14 protein-coding genes are annotated in these 22,969 nt (G+C 46.1%); 12 read left to right on the plus strand and 2 right to left on the minus strand.

The window, feature by feature from the left end; genetic code table 11:
* The first annotated feature begins 91 nt into the window (after nucleotides 1-91).
* From G590_RS19790 to G590_RS19795, 3 genes are all read left to right on the plus strand, one after another.
* Nucleotides 92-1,573, plus strand: a complete 1,482-nt coding sequence (locus tag G590_RS19790) for a glycoside hydrolase family 43 protein (protein WP_022766449.1) — start codon at nucleotides 92-94, stop codon at nucleotides 1,571-1,573.
* Between the two features lie 19 nt (nucleotides 1,574-1,592).
* On the plus strand, nucleotides 1,593-3,326 hold the full coding sequence (locus G590_RS0114855) for an SGNH/GDSL hydrolase family protein (protein WP_022766450.1): 1,734 nt from the start codon (nucleotides 1,593-1,595) through the stop codon (nucleotides 3,324-3,326).
* 105 nt (nucleotides 3,327-3,431) lie between these two features.
* Nucleotides 3,432-5,336: a sialate O-acetylesterase gene (locus G590_RS19795; protein ID WP_022766451.1), complete on the plus strand. Its 1,905-nt coding sequence runs from the start codon at nucleotides 3,432-3,434 to the stop codon at nucleotides 5,334-5,336.
* Nucleotides 5,337-5,874: 538 nt separating this feature from the next.
* On the opposite strand, the gene G590_RS0114865 is transcribed toward G590_RS19795, so the two are convergent.
* On the minus strand, nucleotides 5,875-6,777 hold the full coding sequence (locus tag G590_RS0114865; RefSeq protein WP_022766452.1) for an AraC family transcriptional regulator: 903 nt from the start codon (nucleotides 6,775-6,777) through the stop codon (nucleotides 5,875-5,877).
* A gap of 98 nt (nucleotides 6,778-6,875) precedes the next feature.
* Between G590_RS0114865 and G590_RS0114870 the strand changes: the two genes are divergently transcribed.
* Complete coding sequence (locus tag G590_RS0114870) at nucleotides 6,876-8,840, plus strand: alpha-glucuronidase (protein ID WP_022766453.1); 1,965 nt, start codon at nucleotides 6,876-6,878, stop codon at nucleotides 8,838-8,840.
* Between the two features lie 11 nt (nucleotides 8,841-8,851).
* Here G590_RS0114870 and G590_RS0114875 read toward each other — a convergent pair whose 3' ends face one another.
* A complete protein-coding gene (locus G590_RS0114875; protein ID WP_022766454.1) occupies nucleotides 8,852-9,712 on the minus strand; it encodes an AraC family transcriptional regulator in 861 nt (286 codons plus the stop codon).
* Between the two features lie 173 nt (nucleotides 9,713-9,885).
* Here G590_RS0114875 and G590_RS0114880 point away from each other — a divergent pair, with 173 nt between their 5' ends.
* The 8 genes from G590_RS0114880 (at nucleotide 9,886) to G590_RS0114915 (ending at nucleotide 22,942) form a co-directional block, all read left to right on the plus strand.
* Nucleotides 9,886-12,741 carry a glycosyl hydrolase 115 family protein gene (locus tag G590_RS0114880; RefSeq protein ID WP_026494193.1) on the plus strand — a complete coding sequence of 952 codons (2,856 nt, stop codon included), beginning with the start codon at nucleotides 9,886-9,888 and terminating at the stop codon, nucleotides 12,739-12,741.
* 1 nt (nucleotide 12,742) lies between these two features.
* Nucleotides 12,743-13,684 carry an ABC transporter permease gene (locus tag G590_RS0114885; RefSeq protein WP_022766456.1) on the plus strand — a complete coding sequence of 314 codons (942 nt, stop codon included), beginning with the start codon at nucleotides 12,743-12,745 and terminating at the stop codon, nucleotides 13,682-13,684.
* A gap of 15 nt (nucleotides 13,685-13,699) precedes the next feature.
* Nucleotides 13,700-14,572: a carbohydrate ABC transporter permease gene (locus G590_RS0114890; RefSeq protein WP_022766457.1), complete on the plus strand. Its 873-nt coding sequence runs from the start codon at nucleotides 13,700-13,702 to the stop codon at nucleotides 14,570-14,572.
* A 62-nt stretch (nucleotides 14,573-14,634) separates the two neighbouring features.
* On the plus strand, nucleotides 14,635-16,356 hold the full coding sequence (locus G590_RS0114895; RefSeq protein ID WP_022766458.1) for a sugar ABC transporter substrate-binding protein: 1,722 nt from the start codon (nucleotides 14,635-14,637) through the stop codon (nucleotides 16,354-16,356).
* A gap of 150 nt (nucleotides 16,357-16,506) precedes the next feature.
* Entirely contained in the window at nucleotides 16,507-18,624 is a 2,118-nt protein-coding gene (locus tag G590_RS0114900; protein ID WP_022766459.1) for a glycoside hydrolase family 3 C-terminal domain-containing protein, read from the plus strand.
* 138 nt (nucleotides 18,625-18,762) lie between these two features.
* Nucleotides 18,763-20,301 carry a xylulokinase gene (xylB, locus tag G590_RS0114905; protein ID WP_022766460.1) on the plus strand — a complete coding sequence of 513 codons (1,539 nt, stop codon included), beginning with the start codon at nucleotides 18,763-18,765 and terminating at the stop codon, nucleotides 20,299-20,301.
* Between the two features lie 76 nt (nucleotides 20,302-20,377).
* A complete protein-coding gene (locus tag G590_RS0114910; RefSeq protein ID WP_022766461.1) occupies nucleotides 20,378-21,856 on the plus strand; it encodes an L-fucose/L-arabinose isomerase family protein in 1,479 nt (492 codons plus the stop codon).
* A 126-nt stretch (nucleotides 21,857-21,982) separates the two neighbouring features.
* A complete protein-coding gene (locus tag G590_RS0114915) occupies nucleotides 21,983-22,942 on the plus strand; it encodes an NAD(P)-dependent oxidoreductase (RefSeq protein ID WP_022766462.1) in 960 nt (319 codons plus the stop codon).
* Nucleotides 22,943-22,969 lie beyond the last annotated feature (27 nt).

Consider the following 22,969-nt stretch of genomic DNA (forward strand, 5'->3'; position numbering starts at 1 on the left):
GCAATAAATTAGCAATTTATGAAAAGAATCGGTATATATTCCTGGTGTATATTTTTGTATGATATGAACTGAAAATCGGAGGATTACACAGATGAGTGATAACAAGATAATAAACAGCTACAAACCGCTTACCGATCACAACCCGGTAATGGTGCAGAGATTCGGTGCTGATCCTTATGCGCTTGTTTATAAGGGAAGGGTATATGTTTATATGACTCTGGATTATCCGGAGATGAATGATATCGGTGAGATCCAGGAGAACACCTACAGTAAGATTGACAAGATCAGTGTCATCTCTTCTGACGATCTTGTGAACTGGACAGACCACGGAACCGTCTATGCTGCAGGAGAGCACGGACAGGCGAGCTGGGGAGGCAATTCATGGGCACCGGCTGCAGCCTGGAAAACAATTGATGGCAAGGACAAGTTCTTTTTATACTTCGCAAACAGCGGAAACGGGATTGCTGTTCTTACTGCAGACAGCCCTGCAGGTCCTTTTACAGATCCGATCGGCAAGGCTTTGATCTCAAGAGAGACACCTACCTGCGCAGAGGTTACCTGGCTTTTTGATCCTGCGGTTTTAATGGACGATGACGGTGAGAGCTATATTTACTTTGGCGGCGGAGTTCCTTCTGAAGACAAGGCTTCCGATCCCGGAACAGCCAGAGTTGCCAAATTGGGAAAAGACATGATCTCTATAGTGGGAGATCCCAAGCCTATTGAAAATGTATCCTACCTCTTTGAGGATTCCGGTATAAATAAGATTGATGGCAAGTACTACTATTCTTACTGCTCAAACTTCTCAATGACACCTGAAGCAGAGAAGGAAAAAGGCTTTGAGCAGGGCGAGATAATCACCATGGTTTCCGATGATCCTATGGGGCCTTTTGAGATGTGCAATCCTGTTCTTAAAAATCCCGGACATTTCTTCGGACTCGGCGGAAACAACCACCACTGCATGTTTGAGTTTGGCGGAGAGTATTACATAACCTACCACACAAGGATCCTGGAAGAAAAGATGGGAATCCTCAAGGGCTATCGCAGTACCAGCGTGGATAAGCTTGTTATAAATAAAAAGAATCAGCCGGCGGCCTCCAAGGCAACAAGAGAAGGCGTTAAGCAGCTTAAAAGCTTTGATCCTTACGTGGAGAATAAAGCAGTTACCATGTCAAATGCAGCAGGCATCGCTACTTCGCAGTTTGGTGAAGAGGCTGTAAAATACGGTTCCGGCGATATGATCGTTACTGCGATCAAGACAGGAAGCTGGATACAGATAAGCGGAGTGGACTTCGGAGATAAACCGGCAGCCGTCATTGAAGTTATGGTTAAAAGAGCTGACGGAAGAAGGGCAGATAAGGTAAAGGGCAAGATTCTTGTATGCCTCGACTCACCGGAATCCAAGGCGCTTGAAGAAGTGGAAGTCAGCATGGATTCTGTAAAGGGAGTTGGCGTGGAAGAAGGGCTTTTAATGATCTCCAACAGACTCGATACCCAGGCATCGGGAATTCATGATCTGTACTTTGTATTTGAGGGCGACGGATTCGAATTCTATTCATGGAAGTTTAAAAAGTAAAAACTTGCGGGGGAATAATATGGGAGACAGCACAAACAGGGGGCCTGTGGCACCCAAGGATCCAACTAAAAAGCGTCCTTTCTTTTATATAACCAAGGACAAGGAAATATTCGGAGCACCTCAGCCTGATGGGAGCCTTGCACATTTTTTGTACATGGATATGGGCAGGCTCATTGATGCAGCAAGGCTCACAGGTAATGTAACCGATGAGGCTATGGTAGAGAACCTTACTACAACAGCGGGACTTCGCAGGATGATCCATTCCATAGGAGTCAGCGTATCTGGTAAGGCTACAGACAGTAAAGTAAAATTTGTTGCCGAGATGTATCCGAACACTCCGGGGGAAGAGACCACCAGCATCGAGGCTGAGCTTTTGATGGACGGGATGGAAACCGTGATAGAACTGGGCAGCGTAGACTGGAAAGACGGTGACAGGGAGCTTGGACAGATAAGATTTCTTTTTGATGATCCCGGCATCACAGCCACAACCGATATAAGGTTCTATCTCAATGACGGATTTGAAGCACCCGAGCAGCCCGAGGATATAGCAGTGGATTTTGCTTCTGAGGGCTACAGAAAAATGATAGAAAAGAGCCTTATGCAGGCCGGCAATACAGCAAGGCTTAAGAGAGTCCTTGATAAGGCGGCCGGAGGAGAGGATGTAACTCTTTCATTTATCGGAGGCTCCATAACTCAGGGAGCGGGCTCCATTCCTATCAATGAGAAGTGCTATGCAAGAGTCTTCTACGAGGACTTTGCAAAAAGATATATGAAGGGCGGAGAGTGCACCTTCGTAAAAGCAGGCGTCGGAGGAACTCCTTCTGAGCTTGGAATGATAAGGTTTGAGAGAGATGTGCTGAGGGACGGAACCAAAGAGCCTGACCTTGTTGTGATAGAGTTTGCAGTTAACGATGAGGGCGATGAAACTCAGGGAGTATGCTATGAGAGCCTTGTGAGAAAAGCTCTTTCTCTCCCCTGGAAGCCGGCGGTAGTTCTTTTGTTCGCAGTATTCTCCAACGACTGGAACCTTCAGGACAGGCTTTCACCGGTGGGAAGAAATTATGATCTGCCTATGGTCAGTGTTCTTGATGCGGTCAGTCCGCAATTTTCGCTGCTCCCGTCAGAGGGACGCGTTATCTCCAAGAACCAGTTCTTCTATGATGTTTATCATCCCAGCAACTTAGGGCATCAGATCATGGCGGACTGTCTGTCTAACCTTTTTGATAAGGTCAGCGGACATCCTGAAGAGTATCAATCGGGAAAAGAGACAGAGCTTTCCGAAATCAAACCTGCAATCGGTGCGGATTTTGAGAAGATTGAGCTTCTTGATAAAAAAGAGCTTGATGCCTTAAAGGATAAATTCAAAATAGTGGAGGTCTCAGAAGGCTCTTTTGACCAAAAGGATACAGACCTTCAGGCTGTGGAAATGGACAAGGCCATTGAGATGACACCTGAGTTTCCGCATAACTGGTGCCATGAAAGAGGCGGCGATCCGTTCAAGATGACCCTCAGCTGTAAGAAGCTTCTTTTGATATTCAAGGATTCGGCTCATGCAAGTCACGGAACAGCAGAGGTTTTCGTTGACGGCAAAAAGATTCTTGATGCCGATCCTCACATAAACGGATGGACTCACTGCAATGCCGTGATCCTTGTAAACGAGGATGAATGCAGACAGAGAGAGGTCCTGATCCGGATGAAAGAAGGTCATGAGGACAAGAAGTTTACAATTCTCGGATTTGGAGTTGCTTTATAAACATCAGAAAATGAAAAAAACATGGCGGAAAATGTAAAGAAGCATGACGCCATGTTTTTGTATAATTAGCCATAGAAGTTCTATGGGGAAACATGGGGTTTAATTATGGGAAAACTGGTACTTCCAAAGATCATTTCAGACGGAATGGTCATTCAAAGAAGAAAAAGAATACACGTATGGGGATGGGATGAGCCCGGCACAGGAATTGAGGTCAGGCTTGATAATCTCATGTCTACAGGCAGGACTGATGAGAACGGAAGATTTGATGTCTATCTCTCTGCCAAGGAGAGCGGCGGACCTTACGAACTCATAGTCTCGGATGACAGGGACGAAGAGATTGCTGTCAAGGACGTAATGATAGGCATTGTGTGGTTCTGCACAGGTCAGTCCAATATGGAACTTCCGATAACAAGGGTCAAGGACAGATATCCTGCTCTTGCACATATTGAGGAGAACCCCGGTATCAGGACTTTTAAGATATTAGAAGATACAGATTTTCACGGACCTCTTGAGGAACTTAGAAGCGGTTCATGGAGCCGTGTGAGCCGTGATACCATAATGGATTTTTCTGCGACAGGATATTTCTTTGCCGCATATCTTCAGAAGATAACAGGTCAGACAGTTGGATTTATAAATGCTTCACTGGGCGGATCTTTGGTTTCATCCTGGATGTCAAGGGAGATGCTTGAGGGGTATGATGAGCTCATTGCTGAAGCTGACAAGTACGCAGATGATGACTTCAGAAAGAGTCAGGCAGACAAGAATGTAATAAACGGAACACTCTGGCGCGAGAAGCTCAACAAGCTTGACAGGGGACTTTCAGAGAAATGGATGAAAGAGGACCTTGATGAGCGCAGCTGGAAGGAAATGGATATCCCTGTAATGTTCAAGGATACAGAGCTTTCAGGGATGTGCGGATCCGTATGGTTCAGAAGAAACTTTGACCTTCCAAAGGAGCTTGCCGGCAAGAGTGCCAGACTTTTCCTCGGAACTCTGGTTGACAGGGATGAGGTTTTTGTTAACGGCGTCAAGGTAGGAGGAATTGAGTATCAGTATCCTCCGAGAAAATATGATATCCCTGAGGGACTTACCAGGGAAAAGGGCAATGTGATTGCAATAAGACTCTGCGTTGAATACGGTCTTGGAAGGATCACTCCGGACAAGGAATACAAGATATTCAATGACGATGCGGAGGTAAGGCTCGACGGCAAATGGTATTACAAGGTTGCTGCAAGATGCGACGAGATCCCGCCTACAGACTTTATCAACTGGCATCCGACAGGTCTTTACAATGCAATGACAGCGCCGTGCCATAACTTCCCGATAGACGGAGTTATCTGGTATCAGGGAGAATCCAATACTCATGAGCCCTGGGATTATACAGATCTTTCAAAGCGCATGATCAAAGGATACAGAGATAAATGGGGCGAGGAGAACCTTCCTTACATCCTGGTTCAGCTCCCCAACTTTGTAATAGATGTTGAGCCTGTGGACGATCCATGGCCTGAGTTCAGACTTAAACAGGCCAGACTCCTGGATGATCCTATGGTTGGAATGACAGTAAATATGGACCTCGGTGAGGACAACGATCTGCATCCTACCGGCAAGCGCAGGATCGGTAAGCGCCTTGCACTTTGGGCAGCTCATCTTCGCTACGGCTACGCCGGCGAGTACACTGGCCCTACACCTATCCCTGTTTCAGTTAAGGCAATGAGTTCGGGACTTATGAAGGGCAGTACGGTGGAGATCATGTTTGACCATGCGGATGGCATGGTAGCCAGAGATCTTGGTAAGGGCAGCGAGATCCGCGATTTTGTAGTTGTGGATGACAAGGGAAAAGAGTATGAGGCTAAGGCTAATATTGTCGGTGAGACAATTCAGCTTCAGACAAATCTTAAGGCAGAAAAGATAAAGAAAGTTAAGTACCTTGTTTCATATACTTACAACGGAGCCATGATCTACAACAAAGCCAACCTCCCGATGGGGCCTTTCGAGATCAAAGTAAAATGATTTTGGTCCCCAGGGACGGGGGTAAGGGACCATTTCTGCCCGCTGCTGTGTGATTGTAGTTCAGATAAATACCGAAGCCAAGGGCTGCCCGGGCGCCAAAGAGCGGCGCCCAGCGTACTGTCCCTTGTCTGCGGTATTTATCTGAACATATTGGTCACTAAGGCGGGCAGGAAAAAGAGGCTGTTGCTTCCGGGACATGATTTTCTACATATACAGTTAGAAGTGCCTTGTGGGCGTAGAAAACCAGGGGGAGTGAATTTCCATAAGGGGTTATTTTCTCCATATACGGATGAAAGTGGTCTGTGGGCGTAGAAAGCCTGAATGGAAAAATTTGATTAAGGACTTATTTTCTACCTATATGAAGAAAAACTGTCTGTGGGCGTAGAAAGTTTGAATGGAGAAGCAAATTCTTTCTACTTATATTTGAAAAAGTGGTCCATGGGCGTAGAAAAACAGGGATTTGAAAATTTTTATGAAGAATTCTTTCTACCTATATTGTGAGTCACTGGGGACGTAACAGTTTGACTCACGGACTACATTACTTGGAGTAGGTACGGCCTTCCACGTCGGCACCCTGGAGGTACATCTTGCGGTACTCGGTGGGTGAGCAGCCGTTCATGTCCTTAAAGACACGGTTGAAGGTTGAAAGAGAAAAGAACCCTGACTGAAGGGCGATGTCCATGACTGAGAGGTCTGTGTCGCCGAGGAGCTCCTGGGCCATCATCACACGACGCTTAGTTATGTACTGATAGCAGGAGATGCCCATTGAGGACTTGAAGAGCCTCTCGAAATGGTACTTGGAAAAGCCTGCAAGCTCAGCAAGCTGCTCAACTGAGAGATCCTCACTTCTGTGGGAGTCGATATAGTTGGTTACAGCTACGAGCTTTTCAATATTTTTGGACTGGGAATCTGAAGAGCCTGCGGGAGCGATGGCATCCACAAGATGCATGCTGCCGATCTGGGCGAGGATCAGAGTCACCAGAGAATATACAGAAATCTGAAGAAATTCATCACTCTCTCCATAGAGACGCTCTATCTCCCAGAAGTAATTCTGAAGACGGGCTGCCTCAACAGGAAACTGGCTCTGCCTTACGTGAACGTAGGGCGGAAGAGTTTTAAGGAGAGGAACCATCTGTGAAACCTGGGAATATCTTGCAAAGTCGAAGAGAAGGATCATCTTCTCTCCGCCGGGTGCAACAGAGAGGTACTCGTGAAGAGTTCCGGGGGCGATGAGCATAATGTCTCCGGGAACGCAGTTGACGACTGCAGATGAATCATTGTGAAACTTAACCTGGAATGATCCGGACAGAGGAAGAATAAGCTCTACTTCGTTATGCCAGTGGAGCGGATATTCATTTAATGTGTTGTGATACAGAAGGACGCCTTTTAAAGTGTCGTAGTAAATGTCTTCTCTTGACTGGGCGTTGATGTCTTCGATCATGGATCATTCTCCTTTGAGATTTATGTTAACTCGTAGATATTCTAGCATCTTACGCCCGAGGCGTGCAAATATTTGTGATACGGAAGGGAAAACTTTTTATGGGAAAAACGGATTGGACACAGCTGTGGCTTACTTATCACAGAGTCTTTGAAGGCAATTGCACATGGGAGACAGTATTGGAAGGATTTGCAGCTTCTGACGCAGTCGTTTCAAATGCACTTAGCGAGTTTAAGAGGGGAATGGATTCCATCGGATGCGACAGCGATTCAATGACGCTTAAGATAACTAAAAGCGATGCTGTTCCTGCTGAGGGCTATAGCATAAAGGGCGATGACAACGGAATCTTACTTGAGGCATCGGATGAGAGAGGCCTTCTCTACGGAGTCTTTGCAATTCTTAGACAGACAGCCTGCGGCAAAAGAGCTGCTGAAGTAAATGAAACTGCATCCCCATCAAATCCTTTGAGAATGATGAACCACTGGGATAACATGGATGGCAGCATCGAGCGCGGCTATTCGGGAGAGTCATTCTTTTTTGAGAATGAAGAGATAGTAATAAACGACAGAACCGTGGATTACGCCCGCTTCATGGCGAGTATCGGTATCAACGGTGTTGTGATCAACAATGTCAATGTCAAGGGAGCAGCTTCGTATCTGATCACCGACAGATATTTTGATAAGTTAAAAGAGCTCTCGGAGATTTTCGAGGGCTACGGAATAAAGCTCTACATGTCACTGAACTTCGCATCTCCTATTGAGATCGGAGGCATGGATACCTGCGATCCTCTTGACAGTAATGTAATCTCCTGGTGGGAAAAGAAGATCAAAGAGGTATACGAGAACTTACCGGGCCTTGGAGGATTCCTTGTAAAGGCAGACTCAGAGGGAAGACCGGGGCCATTCACCTACGGAAGAACTCAGGCAGATGGCGCCAATATGCTTGCAGATGTGATCGCACCTTACGGCGGAATCATCATCTGGAGATGTTTTGTATATAACTGCACTCAGGACTGGCGCGATACCAAGACTGACAGAGCAAGAGCCGGCTATGATTATTTCAAGGATCTTGACGGAGCTTATCACGACAATGTCATCCTTCAGATAAAGAACGGACCTATGGACTTCCAGATCCGCGAACCCGTATCTCCTCTTCTCGGCGGCCTTACAAAGACCAACCAGATGCTGGAGGTTCAGGCGGCTCAGGAGTACACCGGCCATCAGATTGACTTGTGTTATCTCATCCCGCTTTTCAAGGAGGTTCTTGACTTCCACACACATTGCGCACCGGGAAAAGACACTGTGGCTGACGTTGTAAGCGGTCGCACTATGGGCAACAGGCTCGGCGGAATGGCGGCAGTTATCAATACCGGAAATGACATGAACTGGACAGGAGATGACCTTGCTGCAGCCAATACTTACGGCTTCGGAAGATTGTCTTTTAACACAGATCTGACTGCTGAAGAGATAGCGAGAGAGTGGATCAGACAGACACTGAACCTTCCAGCGAAAGAGGAGGATATTCTCTGCAGCATGCTGCTCAGGTCCCGCGAGATCTATGAGAGATATACATCACCTCTGGGAATAGGCTGGATGGTAACACCAAACGGACACTACGGACCAAGCGTTGACGGATATGAGTACTCAAGATGGGGAACTTATCACAGAGCCGATCACCTTGGAATCGGAGTAGACAGAACAGATAAGGGAACAGGCTACGCCCAGCAGTACTACCCGGAAAATGCAAAGTTGTACAATGATCCGCATACCTGTCCGGAGGAACTGCTTTTATTCTTCCATCATATTCCTTATACCTGGGAGCTTAAGACAGGTAAGACGCTGATTCAGCATATTTACGACAGTCATTTCCTGGGAGAAGAAGAGGCAAGAGGCCTTGCATCCGACTGGGACAGCATTAAGGATGCAGTTCCGGAAGAAATTTATACAAGAGTAAAAGAAAGGTTCGACCTCCAACTCGACAATGCCAGAGAGTGGAGAGATCAGGTTAACTCCTACTTCTACAGGAAAAGCGGCATTGCCGATGAGAAAGGCAGAACCATTTATTGAGCGGACGTTTGTCAGCTCACGCGGTTAGAAAGCTGATACTGCTTGGGCGAGACGCCGATCTGATTTGAAAAACGTCTTGAAAAGCTGGAATAATTGTTGTATCCCACCATGAAGCACACATCGTAGGGAGAATTGTTTTCCAGCAATAATTTTTGTGCAAGAGCAATTTTTTTTGCATTAATGTAATGTTTGAGAGAGTCTCCGGTAGCTTCGCTAAAGGCGCGGCTCAAGTGGTCGCTGCTGTAGTGAAGCTCTGTAGACATGGCATTTATAGTAATTTCGTCCGACAGATGTTTGTCGACGTACTCCAGCACTTTTGCCACAGCAACCGGCATAGTGCTGCTTTTTTTCTGGGGAGGAACATTCTCCGAGTATTTGCAGCTCAGGAGAAGAAACTCAGCAAGATAGGCCTTTGCAAGAATACTGTGGCCGTAGGCGTTGCTGTGAAGCGCCTCCTCAAGCTTTTTTGCAATGGAAACAAACTTGGGAATTGATTCAACGGGTATGCGCAGGTGATTCATGTTCGCAGACTCTGTGCTCCTGAAGAGCGTGCTGAAATCAGTCTCTGCGTCGCCAAGGTTCCTAAGATACTCATACTGAACATTGATGACGATCCTCTCATAACCGCTGACATCCTCGAGGTCAACGCCGTGGAACACCAGTGGACTTACAAAGAAAATATCCCCAGGCTGCATTTTGAAGAGCTCGGGTTCCACCATCAGATTTACATCCCCTTTTAAGAAAAGAACAATTTCATAACCGTCGTGATTGTGAACAGTGCTGATATCAGTGGGATCTATGCGGGCTCTTTTATGCTCGCAGATGATCTCGCTGTCGATCACGGTATACGGGAAGTTCAGACACTTTTTCATACCTCTCCTTTACATGGGAAAAGAGCTTGTGCATTTTATATCGGAAAATGCAAAAAATATATGGTTTTTTGTGTATTTATATTAAAATCCCATGCCCTATGATTTATTTATAGCATTCAAATGGGGAAACATCAACAAGCAAAAGTGAAATGGTAAACCTGATGGGGGTAAAAGTGTCGAAGGTCAGTTTTGATAACAGGTTAATGTTCACTTACGAATCTAAATCTTTTCCCGGAGTCAATAAAGTAGCAGCTTTGGTAAGGCAGGACCTGTACCTGGTAACAGGGTTCCACGCAGGTGAGTACACAAGGGGATGTAAGTGCAAGAACCTGATAATCTACGGAACTGTCGACAAGAGCGATTACCTTGACGAACTGGAAGAAAGAGGTCTGATAGATTTAGAGGAAGTGAGAGGGAAGTGGGAAGTCTACAGCTTTCAGGTTATAGACAAGCCCCTGGATGGTGTTGAGCACGCTGTAGTCATCGCGGGAAGCGACAAGCGCGGAACCATTTACGGACTGTTTCATTTGTCCGAGCTTCTGGGCGTATCACCTCTTGTGAATTGGAATCACGTTTTACCCAAAAAGAAGAAAAATGTCTTTTTAACAGACGAAGTGAATACAGTCAGTAAAGAGCCGTCTGTTAAGTACAGAGGATTTTTTATAAATGATGAATGGCCTGCTTTTGGAAACTGGGCCACAGAGCACTTTGGCGGAATAAATGCCAAATGCTACGAGAGAGTTTTTGAACTGCTTCTTCGACTGAAGGGCAATTACTTATGGCCTGCAATGTGGGCATCGAACTTCAGCATGGACGGCCCGGGACTTGAGAGCGCAAGACTTGCGGATGAGTACGGTGTGGTGATGAGTACTTCCCACCACGAGCCATGCATGAGGAGCGGAGAGGAATACAGACTCCTGCGCGGAGAGAACTCGATCTACGGAGATGCCTGGGATTTCAGGGCTAACCGAGAGGGCATAATCCGTTTCTGGAGAGATGGACTTATAAGAAACAAGTCCTTTGAAAATGTAATAACCCTCGGAATGCGAGGCGAGAGAGACTCAAGGATCCTTGGGGATGAGGCTTCGCTCAAGGACAACATAGATCTGATAAGAGACGTACTGAAAGTCCAGAATGAACTTATAAAAGAGACTGTCGATGATGATCTGAAAAACGTTCCGAGGCAGATAGTTCTTTTCTCAGAGGTGGAAGAATTCTTCTACGGCGATGAGAAGACTAAAGGTCTTATGGGAGATCCGCTTCTTGATGACGTTACACTGATCCTCTCAGACAACAACGTCGGCTACACGAGAACACTTCCTACCAAAGAGATGATGGATCATCCCGGCGGATACGGAATGTACTATCACATGGATATGCACGGTGGACCGTATTCCTTTAAGTGGATCGGTGCCACATACCTCCCGAGAGTGTGGGAGCAGATGACTCAGGCTTACGAATTCGGAGTAAGACAGATATGGGTCACAAACGTTGGAGATATAGGCACTCAGGAGCTTGGTTTATCTTACTTCCTAGACCTTGCTTACGATATAGATAAGTGGGGCGGCACAGATGCCGGCATCACTTTGGAGTATGTAAATGAGTGGGCTGAGAGGCAGTTTGGTGGTATGCTTCCTCTCTCCGGAAGAAACAAAGCAAAAAAGATCCTGTGGGATTATACGGGGCTTCTTGAAAAGAGACGCCACGAGATCATGAACACATGGGTTTACCACCCGCTTCATTTCGGAGAGGCCGACAGGATACTCGCGGTAAGCGATGAGATCCTTAAGGAATCCGCAGCACTCAAAAAGAGAATAACAGATGAAAACTTATCTGCTTTCATATCTCTTTTGTATTACCCGGCATGCGGAACAGCCAATCTGATGAAGATGTGGATACTTGCAGGCAGAAATGAACTGTTTGCGTATCAGAACCGAATTGAAGCCAATGATGTGGCAGAGGACCTGGACAAATGTGTAAAAGAGGATGCGCGTCTGATCGATGAATACGAAGAGGTGGACGGCGGCTTCTACAAAGGCTTTGGCAGATCGGAGCATGTAGGCTTTATCAACTGGAATGAGGAGGATAACAGATATCCCATGAGGCATCTTGTATACGGTGCAAATTCACCAAGGATGCTGGTTTCCAGAGCAGATGATGAGAATTACATGACAGGCCTTGAGTGGTGCGACAGACCTCAGACCTGGAGCGATATGCTAAGACCTGATGTGGACAGGATCGAATTTGACCTCATCAGCGGAAGCGAGATTCCATACAGGTACAAGATCAGTACAGATTGCAGCTGGCTTGAATTCTCCTGCACAGAAGGAGAGGTTTCTGTGAGGGAGCGGATCACATTAACTGTGAATAAAGCTCTTTTGTCAGAGAAAATAACAGGCACCTTCCTGGTGGAAGGCATTGGAATCGGAAGCGCACATGTAACGGTTGAAGCAGCACCTGCAGACGCGCCGGAGAAACTCTTTATAGAAAACGACGGATATATCTGCATGGAAGCTGAGCACTTTTTGGAGAGCAAGGACACCAAAAAGGGTGGATTCAAGATTCTTTCTCCTTATGGGAGAAGCGGAAGCGCCATCAAGGTATTCCCGGTCACAGCAGATTTCTATCAGGAGAAAAAAAGACCTGAAGTGACATACAGGTTCCTGGCTGATGAGGACGGTGAGTATGATGTCACCTTTGACCTGGCGCCGACAACACCGGTTACCTTTAAGCCGGAGCAGTACATCGGATACGCGGTAAACGGTGGCAAGATCAGGATCATCAACACAGTCAGAAATCCTGACATTCAGTTTTTCTTCAGCCCTCAGTGGAGGGAGGAAGCCAGAGACAGTGTCAAGAAGGTCACAGATACCGTAAAGCTTGTCAAAGGGGAGAATGAACTTAAGTTTTACGGAATGAGCCCGGGCATTGTCCTTGAGAGAATTTTATTAGTAAGAAAAGGAATCACAATCCCGAAGTCCTATCTTGGACCGAAGGAAAGTTATATCAGGGGATTAGAGGAGGAATGAAATGAGTAAGCAAACAAACACCGCTCGGAAGGTCGATGCCGGTGTCTATCTGAAAAAGTACTGGCAACTTTATGCAATGTTGTTTTTGCCGCTGCTGTATCTTTTGATATTCAAGTATGCGCCAATGATCTATGTTCAGATCGCATTCAAGAAATACTCTCTTGTAGAGAGCGTATGGAAACTGCCTATAGCAGCCAACCATGGTTTTGAGTATTTCATCAAGGCGTTCAAGAACAATGATTTCAGATATGCACTTCGCAATACACTGACACTGAATCTGCTTGATCTGTTCTTCGGATTCCCTGCACCGATCATATTCGCACTTATTCTTAACGAATTGTGCTTCCAGCGTTACAAGAAGGTTGTGCAGACAATTGCTTATATGCCTCACTTCCTTTCATGGGTCATCATCTACAGCTTGGCTCTGCAGCTCCTTGCACCCAATGACGGACTTGTAAACATGGTCATCATGAAGATGGGCGGATCATCAATACCGTTCCTCAATGATGCAGCTCACTGGATCGGAAGTTACATCGGATTCGGTATCTGGCAGAACTTTGGATGGGGATCAATCGTATATCTTGCATCAATCGCAGGTATCAACCCTGAGCTTTACGAGGCGGCAGCCGTTGACGGAGCCGGAAGATTCAGAAAGATGTGGCATATCACTCTTCCCGGAATCAAGCCAACCATCGTGGTACTGCTTATCATGAACCTCGGTAATATCCTTGGCGGCGGATTTGACAGACCTTTCGCATTCCAGAACAACCTCGTAATGAAGGTTGCCGATGTTATTGCAACTTATGTATATCGTGTAGGTATTAAGGGACTTCAGTTCTCACTGACCACAGCTGTCGGACTTTTCCAGTCGGTTGTTGGTGTGTTCTTCCTGCTGATGGCAAACTTTATCTCTCGTAAACTTGGCGAGAGAGGAATCTGGTAAGGGAGGACAAAAGAGATGAAAGTAAAATCAACTACAGATAAAATCTGGGACTGGGTGTTCGTGGTGTTCTGCCTGCTGGTGAGCCTTATCTGCGTAATTCCCATGATCAACCTTCTTGCCAAGTCACTGAGCGGAACTGATTTCCTGGTAAGAAATGAAGTATATCTTTTACCTAAGGGCCTTAACTTCAATGCATACGGAACTGTACTTAAGGATCCCAAGTATATAAGAGCATTTGTGTGGACCGTATTTCTTACAATTGTCTGCACAATCGCATCTCTGACAATGACAACACTTTGTGCTTATCCCCTTATTTTTGAGCACCTCAAGGGAAGAAAAGCAATTAACATCTTTATAACCATTACAATGTTCTTCAATGCAGGAACAATACCGAACTACCTGCTGATGCAAAAGCTTCACCTGCTCAGCAACCCGCTGGTTCTGATCATACCCGGCGTACTCAGTGTCTACAACATGATCATCATGAGGAGTTTCTTCTATGGAATTCCTGACAGCTTGAGAGAGTCGGCCGAGATTGACGGAGCAAGCCTTTTCAGGATTTTGATGAGCATTTACCTGCCGCTTTCAAAGCCTGTTATGGCAACACTTGCACTGTTCTATGCGGTAGGAAGATGGAATGGTTACTCAGATGCCCTGATGTACATGAGAGATGACAGATTCTACACACTGCAGCTCCTTCTGTACAACATCATCAACAATATTAACCAGGTAGAGGTTGCTACACAGGAGGGCTTCTCAGCTCCCGGACTTGCAGCATCCTTAAAGGCAGCGATCGTAATGTTCTCAACAATACCGATCCTGTGCATTTATCCGTTCCTTCAGAAATACTTCATCCATGGTGTTACATTGGGTGCAGTAAAAGAGTAAGAACCTATTTAAAGTTGGTAGTAATTAATTAATTTCACATATAAAAATATGGAGGTAGAGTTATGAAGAAAAAGGTATTATCTATGTTTCTTGCATCTGCAATGGCTCTTTCAATAGTTGCCTGCGGATCATCAAACGGTGGGGCAACCACAGAGACACCTGCAGCAACTACAGAAACACCTGCTGCAACAACAGAGACACAGGCTGAGGCACCTGCTGCAGAGCCTGAGACAGCATCAGAGCTTACAGACGGTAAGTTCGCTGACACAAGAAAGATCACAGTAGAGATCTACGACAGAGGAAATGACGGCGGTTCAGATCCTGAGAACAACATGTACACAGAGTACATCAAAAAGGGAATGCTCGAGGAGCACAACGTAGAAGTTACTTTCAAGAAGGTTCCGAGATGGACAGAGGTTGATGATATCAACAACCTTCTTGCAGCAGGAGAGGCTCCTGATATCTGCGTAACTTACAGCTATCCTACAGTTCTTACATACGCTCAGATGGGCGGTGTTATCGATCTTCAGGACCTCATTGAGCAGTACAAGGCTGATACACCTAACCTTTGGAACTGGCTTGGCGAGCAGAACATGCTTTGGGACAAGGATCCTAAGACAGGTGAGGTTTGGGCACTTGAAGGAAGACGTGCTGAGCAGCAGAGAATTGTTACTTTCGTTCGTCAGGACTGGCTTGATAAGCTTAACATGAAGGCTCCTACAACAACTCAGGAGTTCGAGGACATGCTCGTTGCATTCAGAGACAATGCTGATACTCTTCTTGGAAGCGATGCTTCTAAGATGGTTCCTTTCTCAACAAGCTATGATATAGGCTGGAGAGCATCTAACATCATCACATCATTCATGGATCCTAAGATCACAGACAAAGAATACTACATCAACGGATTCGATGACAGAGCTGTTACACAGGCTGCAACAAAGGATGCTGTCAAGCTCCTCAACAAGTGGTATAACGATAACCTCATGTGGAAGGATTTCGCTCTTTACGGAAGCGGAGACACAACTGAGGATGATATGATTAAGGCCGGCTATGTTGGCGCATTCCAGCACAACTGGGATTATGTATTCAGAAACGGTGAAGATTCAATCAACTCTAACCTTCAGAGAAACGTTGGTCCTGATGCTAAGTTCGTAGCAGTTGACTGCTTCCAGAACGCAGACGGCAAGTATGCTAAGTGGCTTTACTCTTCAGCAGGTGACAGAAAGCTCTTCTTCCCTACAACAAACACAGAGCCTCTTGCATCTCTTCTTTACCTTGACTTCATTTCAAAGCCTGAGACAATCAAGTATCTCCAGGCAGGTGAAGAGGGCGTTACACACGAAGTTCTTGAGAGTGGTGCTATCCAGATCATCGCAGCAGAAGGCGATGCTATCCAGAACTCAGGTAAGAACATTGACTACACAATCACATGTAACGGAACATACTTCGGCGATCAGAAGCTTGCTGACCTTTCAATCGCATATGGTTATGCAGGACAGGATCCTGAGCTTGTAAGCGCTGCTGACAAGATTTCAAAGGCTGACGGACTTGAGCCTAAGAACGTTAACGTTGGTGTTATCGAGGCTGAGGCAGGTGTAGGTGATACACTTTCAGCTAAGAGAGATCAGGTTTACGATCAGGCTGTAGTTGCTTCAACTGCTGACTTTGATTCAGTTTGGGAAGCAGGTCTTGCTGATTACCTTTCAGCAGGTGGACAGGCTATCATCGACGAGAGAACAGCTAAGTGGGCTGAGTACTTCGGCGATGCAGATATGCTTCCATAATATTGGATATAACAGAGGCTGCGCCTTCGGGCACAGCCTCGTTTTTATTTAGTGAGTACTTGGCAAGATGTGGTGAGAAATTTGGTATCGCTCACATTAGAATTGAATATGTAAAGCTAACTGAAAATTTATTGATTTGAGGGATTACTTATGAACAGAGAAGAAGCAAGAAAAAGGGCAAAAGAGCTTGTTGCCAAGATGACGGTTGAAGAGAAGGCATCACAGCTCAGGTATGATTCACCCGCCATAGACAGACTTGGAGTTCCTGCATATAACTGGTGGAATGAAGCTCTTCACGGCGTTGCAAGAGCCGGCACAGCTACTATGTTTCCACAGGCAATTGCCTTGGCAGCAGCTTTCGATAAGGATCTTATGAAAGAGGTCGGAGAGGTTATTGCTGAGGAAGGCAGAGCCAAATACAACGAGCAGTCCAAGAGAGGTGACAGAGATATATACAAGGGACTTACCTTCTGGTCACCCAATGTAAATATTTTCCGTGATCCGAGATGGGGACGCGGACATGAGACTTATGGAGAAGATCCGTACCTTACAGGTACTCTTGCAGTTCCTTTTATAAAGGGAATACAGGGGGACGGAGAGTACATGAAGGCAGCAGCCTGTGCCAAGCACTTTGCTGTACATTCAGGACCTGAGGCTGACAGACATTTCTTTGATGCCAAGGCAAGCAAGAAGGATCTTGAAGAGACATACCTTCCTGCATTTGAGGCCTGCGTAAAAGAGGGAAATGTTGAGGCTGTCATGGGTGCTTACAACAGAACCAACGGAGAACCCTGCTGCGCCAACAAGCCGCTTATGGTTGACCTCTTAAGAGGCAAGTGGGGCTTTGAGGGACATTTCGTATCTGACTGCTGGGCAGTGAGAGATTTCCACGAGAATCACAAGGTTACAGCAACCCCTGAGGAATCAGTTCAGCTGGCTCTTGAGATGGGATGCGATGTGAACTGCGGATGCACATACCAGAAGATGATGAACGCATACAGAGCAGGACTCATCACTGAGGAGCAGATAACAGAGTCTGCAGTAAGACTCTTTACAACAAGATTCCTTCTTGGAATGTTTGACAAGACCGAGTACGACAACATTCCATTCACTGTTGTTGAGTGCGATGAGCACCAGAAGGTTGCAAGCAAGGCTGCAGCAGAGAGTATTGTTCTTCTCAAGAATGACGGTATTCTTCCTCTTAATAAAAAAGAGCTTAAGACCATCGGTGTGGTTGGACCAAATGCCGATTCCAGAATAGCTCTTCAGGGTAACTACCATGGAACATCCTCCAGATTTGTTACCGTACTTGAGGGAATTGAGGATAAGGTTGCAGGAGATGCAAGAGTTCTTTATTCAGAAGGCTGTGATCTCTGGAAGCCAAATCTCAGTAATCTCTCAGATCAGGATTATCCTGACAGACTCTCTGAAGTTCAGACCATTGCTGACTACTCAGATGTTATGGTAGTTGTAGTCGGACTTGATGAGAATCTTGAGGGTGAGGAAGGTGATGCAGGCAACCAGTTTGCATCAGGAGACAAGATCAATCTTGAGCTTCCTATTCCTCAGAGACAGCTCCTTAATTCAGTCCTTGACTGTGGCAAGCCTACAATTGTCATCAACATGTCAGGTAGCTCCATCAACCTCGGAGTAGCACAGGATAAGGCAGCTGCAGTTATCCAGGCATGGTATCCCGGAGCAAAGGGCGGAAGAGATGTCGCTGATATCCTCTTCGGAGACGTATCACCATCAGGCAAACTTCCTGTAACCTTCTATGCTAATTCAGACGATCTTCCTGACTTCAGGGATTACTCCATGAAGAACAGGACTTACAGATACTTCGAGGGAACACCTCTTTATCCATTCGGATACGGACTTACATACGGAAAGTGCGTTGCCAAGGATATGAAGGTTGAGACTCTTACTAAGGACGGAGAGTTCGACGGAGCAAACGTTGAAGTAACCGTTGCCAACGAAGGATGCACAGATACTGATGATGTACTTCAGATCTATATCAAGGACACAGGCTTTGAGCTTGCGATTCCTCATCCTGCACTTTCAGGTTTTGAGCGAGTAAATCTTAAGGCAGGCGAGGAAAAGAAGGTAACCGTAAGGGTTGCAGCCAAGGCGTTTACTTCAGTAGACAACGAAGGCGAGCGAAAGCTCTTTTCACACAGTTTCAAAGTTTATGCCGGCATGAATCAGCCCGATAAGAGATCGGAAGAACTCACCGGAGTAAAATGCATCGAACAAGATGTACAGATTTGAAGAAATTAGAATACAAGCATGGTGAAATTGAATAGAAATAGCGCTGTTTTTTCTGCAAATTTGTAACGTTGTATTTTAAGTTGTATTATTATATATTTTTTTTGAGCACGCAATTTATGCGTGGGATGGGAGAAAAGTATGAATTATCTTATAGGTATAGACGTAGGAACTTCAGCAACCAAGACAGTTCTTTTTGATGAGAACGGTGGCGTTGTTGCTGAGAGAGCTTATGAGTATCCGATGTATACACCTCAGAACGGATGGGCAGAGCAGGAGCCTTCAGATTGGAAGAAGGCATCTCTTGAAACTGTAGCTGCAGTTGTAAAAGAGGCTCTGGATTCCGGCAAGGTTGCAAATGCAGCTGACATCAAGGGTATCGGTATTTCCGGACAGATGCACGGACTTGTGATGCTCGATGAAAACGGTGAGGTTATCAGACCTTCCATTATCTGGTGTGACCAGAGAACAGGGCAGGAAGTTGAAGAGATGCTTCAGATCATGCCCAGAGAGAAGTGGATCGAGATCACAGCCAATCCGCCTCTTACAGGCTGGACAGCAGCCAAGATCTTATGGGTTCGCAACAAAGAGCCTGAGAACTACAAGAAGTGCAAACACATCATGCTTCCCAAGGACTACATCAGATATGTCCTGACAGGTGAGTTCGCAACAGAGGTTTCAGATGCATCGGGAATGCAGCTGATGGATGTTGCAAAGCGTGACTGGTCACAGGAAGTTCTCGACAAGCTGAATATTGACAGATCACTCCTTGGCAAGATGTATGAATCTTGCGAGGTTACAGGAAAGCTTACACCTGAGGTTGCTTCTCAGCTCGGTCTTACTACAGATACAGTAGTGGTAGGTGGTGCAGGCGATAATGCTGCAGCAGCTATCGGAACCGGCGTAGTAAGAGAGGGAACAGCTTTCACAACAATCGGAACATCAGGCGTTGTATTTGCACACACTGATAAGGTTTCCATCGATCCTAAGGGAAGAGTTCACACATGCTGCTGCGCAGTACCGGGCGCATGGCACATCATGGGTGTTACACAGGCAGCAGGCTTCTCACTCAAGTGGTTCAGAGACAACTTCTGCCAGAGCTATATTGAAGAGGCCAAGGAAAAGGGAGTTGATCCATACGACCTTATCAATGCCGATATCGAGACAGTTCCTGTTGGATCAGACAGACTTATCTATCTTCCTTACCTCAACGGTGAGAGAACTCCACACCTTGATGACAAGGCAAGAGGAGTATTCTTCGGACTTTCAGGTATCCACACAAGAAAGCACCTCTTAAGAGCAGTTATGGAGGGTGTTTCATATTCACTTTGCGACTGCAACGACATCCTTAACGAGATGGGTATCAGCGTAAAAGAGATGATGGCCTGCGGCGGCGGTGGAAAGAGCAAGATCTGGAGACAGATGCTCTCAGACCTCTACGGATGCAAGGTAGCAACAATCGATCAGGAACAGGGACCTGCTCTTGGCGTGGCAATTCTTGCAGGTGTAGGAAGCGGAGTATACGCAAGCGTTCAGGAAGCCTGCGACAAGCTTATTACCAAGGCAAAAGAGACAGAGCCTGTAGCTGGCAATGCTGCCAAGTATGCAGAGTACCACAAGCTCTACAAGAAGCTCTACGCTGATCTTAAGGACGACTACAAAGCACTGGCTGAGCTTTGATTTAAGAAGTATCTATGAGGTTATGGACCTCTGATAATAAAACAAGATTTATTTTGAGAGTAGAAAGGGGATTATTATGATTAACATTCCAGATTTGAAAATCGGTATCGTGGCTGTAAGCCGTGACTGTTTCCCAGCTTCACTTGCTGTAAACAGAAGAAAGGCACTTATCGATGCCTACAAGAAGAACTTTGATGAGAAGGACATCTATGAGTGTCCTGTATGTATCATCGAGAGCGAGATCCAGGCTATGGAAGCTCTTGAGGATATCAAGAAGGCAGGATGTAACGCACTTTGCGTATATCTTGGAAACTTCGGACCTGAGATTTCCGAGACACTTATCGCTGAGAAGTTCGACGGACCTGTAATGTTCTGTGCAGCTGCTGAGGAGTCACAGAATGACCTTATCGACGGAAGAGGAGATGCTTACTGCGGAATGCTCAATGCAAGCTACAACCTCCACCTTCGTGGCGTAAAGGCTTATATTCCTGAGTATCCTGTAGGAACAGCTGATGAGTGCGCTAAGATGATCAACGAGTTCGTGCCTATCGCAAGAGCTATCTATGGTCTTTCAAACCTCAAGGTTATCGCATTCGGACCTCGTCCTATGAACTTCCTTGCATGTAATGCACCTATCCAGCAGATCTACAACATCGGTGCTGAGGTAGAAGAGAACTCAGAGCTTGACCTCTTCGAGAGCTTCAACAAGCACGCTGGTGATCCAAGAATCGCTGACATCAAGGCTGACATGGAGAAAGACCTTGGCGCAGGCAACAAGAAGCCTGAAATCCTTGAGAAGCTTGCTCAGTACGAGCTTACACTTCTTGACTGGATCGAGGAGCACAGAGGAAGCAAGAAGTTCGTATGTATCGCCGGAAAGTGCTGGCCTGCATTCCAGACTCAGTTTGGCTTCGTTCCTTGCTACGTTAACTCAAGACTTACAGGACGCGGAATTCCTGTATCATGTGAAGTAGATATCTACGGTGCAATTTCTGAGTTCATCGGAACATGCATCAGTAACGACGCTGTTACACTTCTTGATATCAACAACTCTGTACCTGATGATATGTACGAGCAGTCAATCAAGAATCAGACAAGCTACAAGCACACAGATACATTCATGGGCTTCCACTGCGGAAATACATGCACAAGCAAGCTTTCAAGCTGCGAGATGAAGTTCCAGAGAATCATGGCTCGTAACCTTCCTGAGGAAGTTACACAGGGAACACTTGAGGGTGACATCATTCCCGGTGATATCACATTCTACAGACTGCAGAGCACATCTGACAACCACCTTCGTGCATATGTTGCACAGGGAGAAGTTCTTAATACTCCTACAAAGTCATTCGGTGGTATCGGTGTATTCGCTATTCCTGAGATGGGAAGATTCTACAGACACGTTCTTATCCAGAACAACTTCCCTCACCACGGAGCAGTTGCATTCGGACACTTCGGAAAGGCACTCTTTGAGGTATTCAAGTATGTTGGAGCAGAGACAATCGGCTACAATCAGCCTGCATCTCTTCCTTATCCAACAGAGAATCCTTTCGCATAATTTGACGACGACTGACAAGTCCTCTCCGCTGCATAAGCGGAGGGGGCTTTTTCTTTACAATTGATAGTCCGGGCTGTATTTGATATAGTGAACTCAATTGCGAGATAAAACAAAAGGAGACAGATCATGAAGATAGTAATTGCCGACAAAGACAGTGTCGGAACAGATATGGACTACAGCATCTACGACGAGCTGGGAGAAGTTACCTATTACGATGATAAGGTGACTGAGGAAAATGCTGCAGAAAGGCTCAGGGGCGCAAATGTCCTTGTCATCAACAAGAGTCAGATAACGGATAAACTCCTGGATGCAGCTCCTGACCTTGAGCTTATCTGCGAGTTTGCAACCGGGTTTGACAACGCCAATATTCCTGCCTGCGACAGACACGGAGTTAAGGTTGCCAATGTTGTGAACTATTCAACAGCATCGGTTGCCCAGCACACATTTGCAATGCTCTTTTATCTCATGGAGAATCTCCGTCACTACGATGAGTTTGTAAAGAGCGGAGCTTATGCAAATCAGTCGCATTTCTGCTGCCTGGATATTCCCTTTGATGAACTTGATGGCAAGACCTACGGAATTGTCGGCATGGGAAACATCGGCAGGAAGGTTGCACAGATAGCAACAGCTTATGGTGCACATGTGATCTTTTACGCATCTTCAGGTCACAGCAACTGCACTGACTATGAGCAGGTCAGCTTTGATGAGCTCCTTGAGAGATCAGATGTGATATCCCTCCATTGTCCTCTTTCCGACAGGACGAGAGATCTTTTTGACAAAAGAGCTTTTGAGAAAATGAAGAAAACCGCAATCCTTATAAATGTCGCAAGAGGAGCGGTTGTTGTGGAAAAGGATTTATCGGATGCTCTTATAAATGGAGAAATTGCCGCAGCAGGACTTGACGTTTTAAATCCCGAGCCCATGGCCAAGGACTCCACTCTTTTGAAGATTCAGGACAGCGGAAAACTCATAGTAACTCCGCATCTTGCCTGGGCCAGCACACAGGCAAGGACAAGGTGCCTTGACGAAGTCAAGAAGAACATCGTCAGCTGGATGGAAGGAAAACCCAGGAATATTGTGAACTGAGCAGAATTAAAAAGTCTCTCCGAAACA

The organism is Butyrivibrio sp. XPD2006 (assembly GCF_000420865.1).
In the GTDB taxonomy this organism is placed as follows: Bacteria; Bacillota; Clostridia; order Lachnospirales; family Lachnospiraceae; genus Butyrivibrio.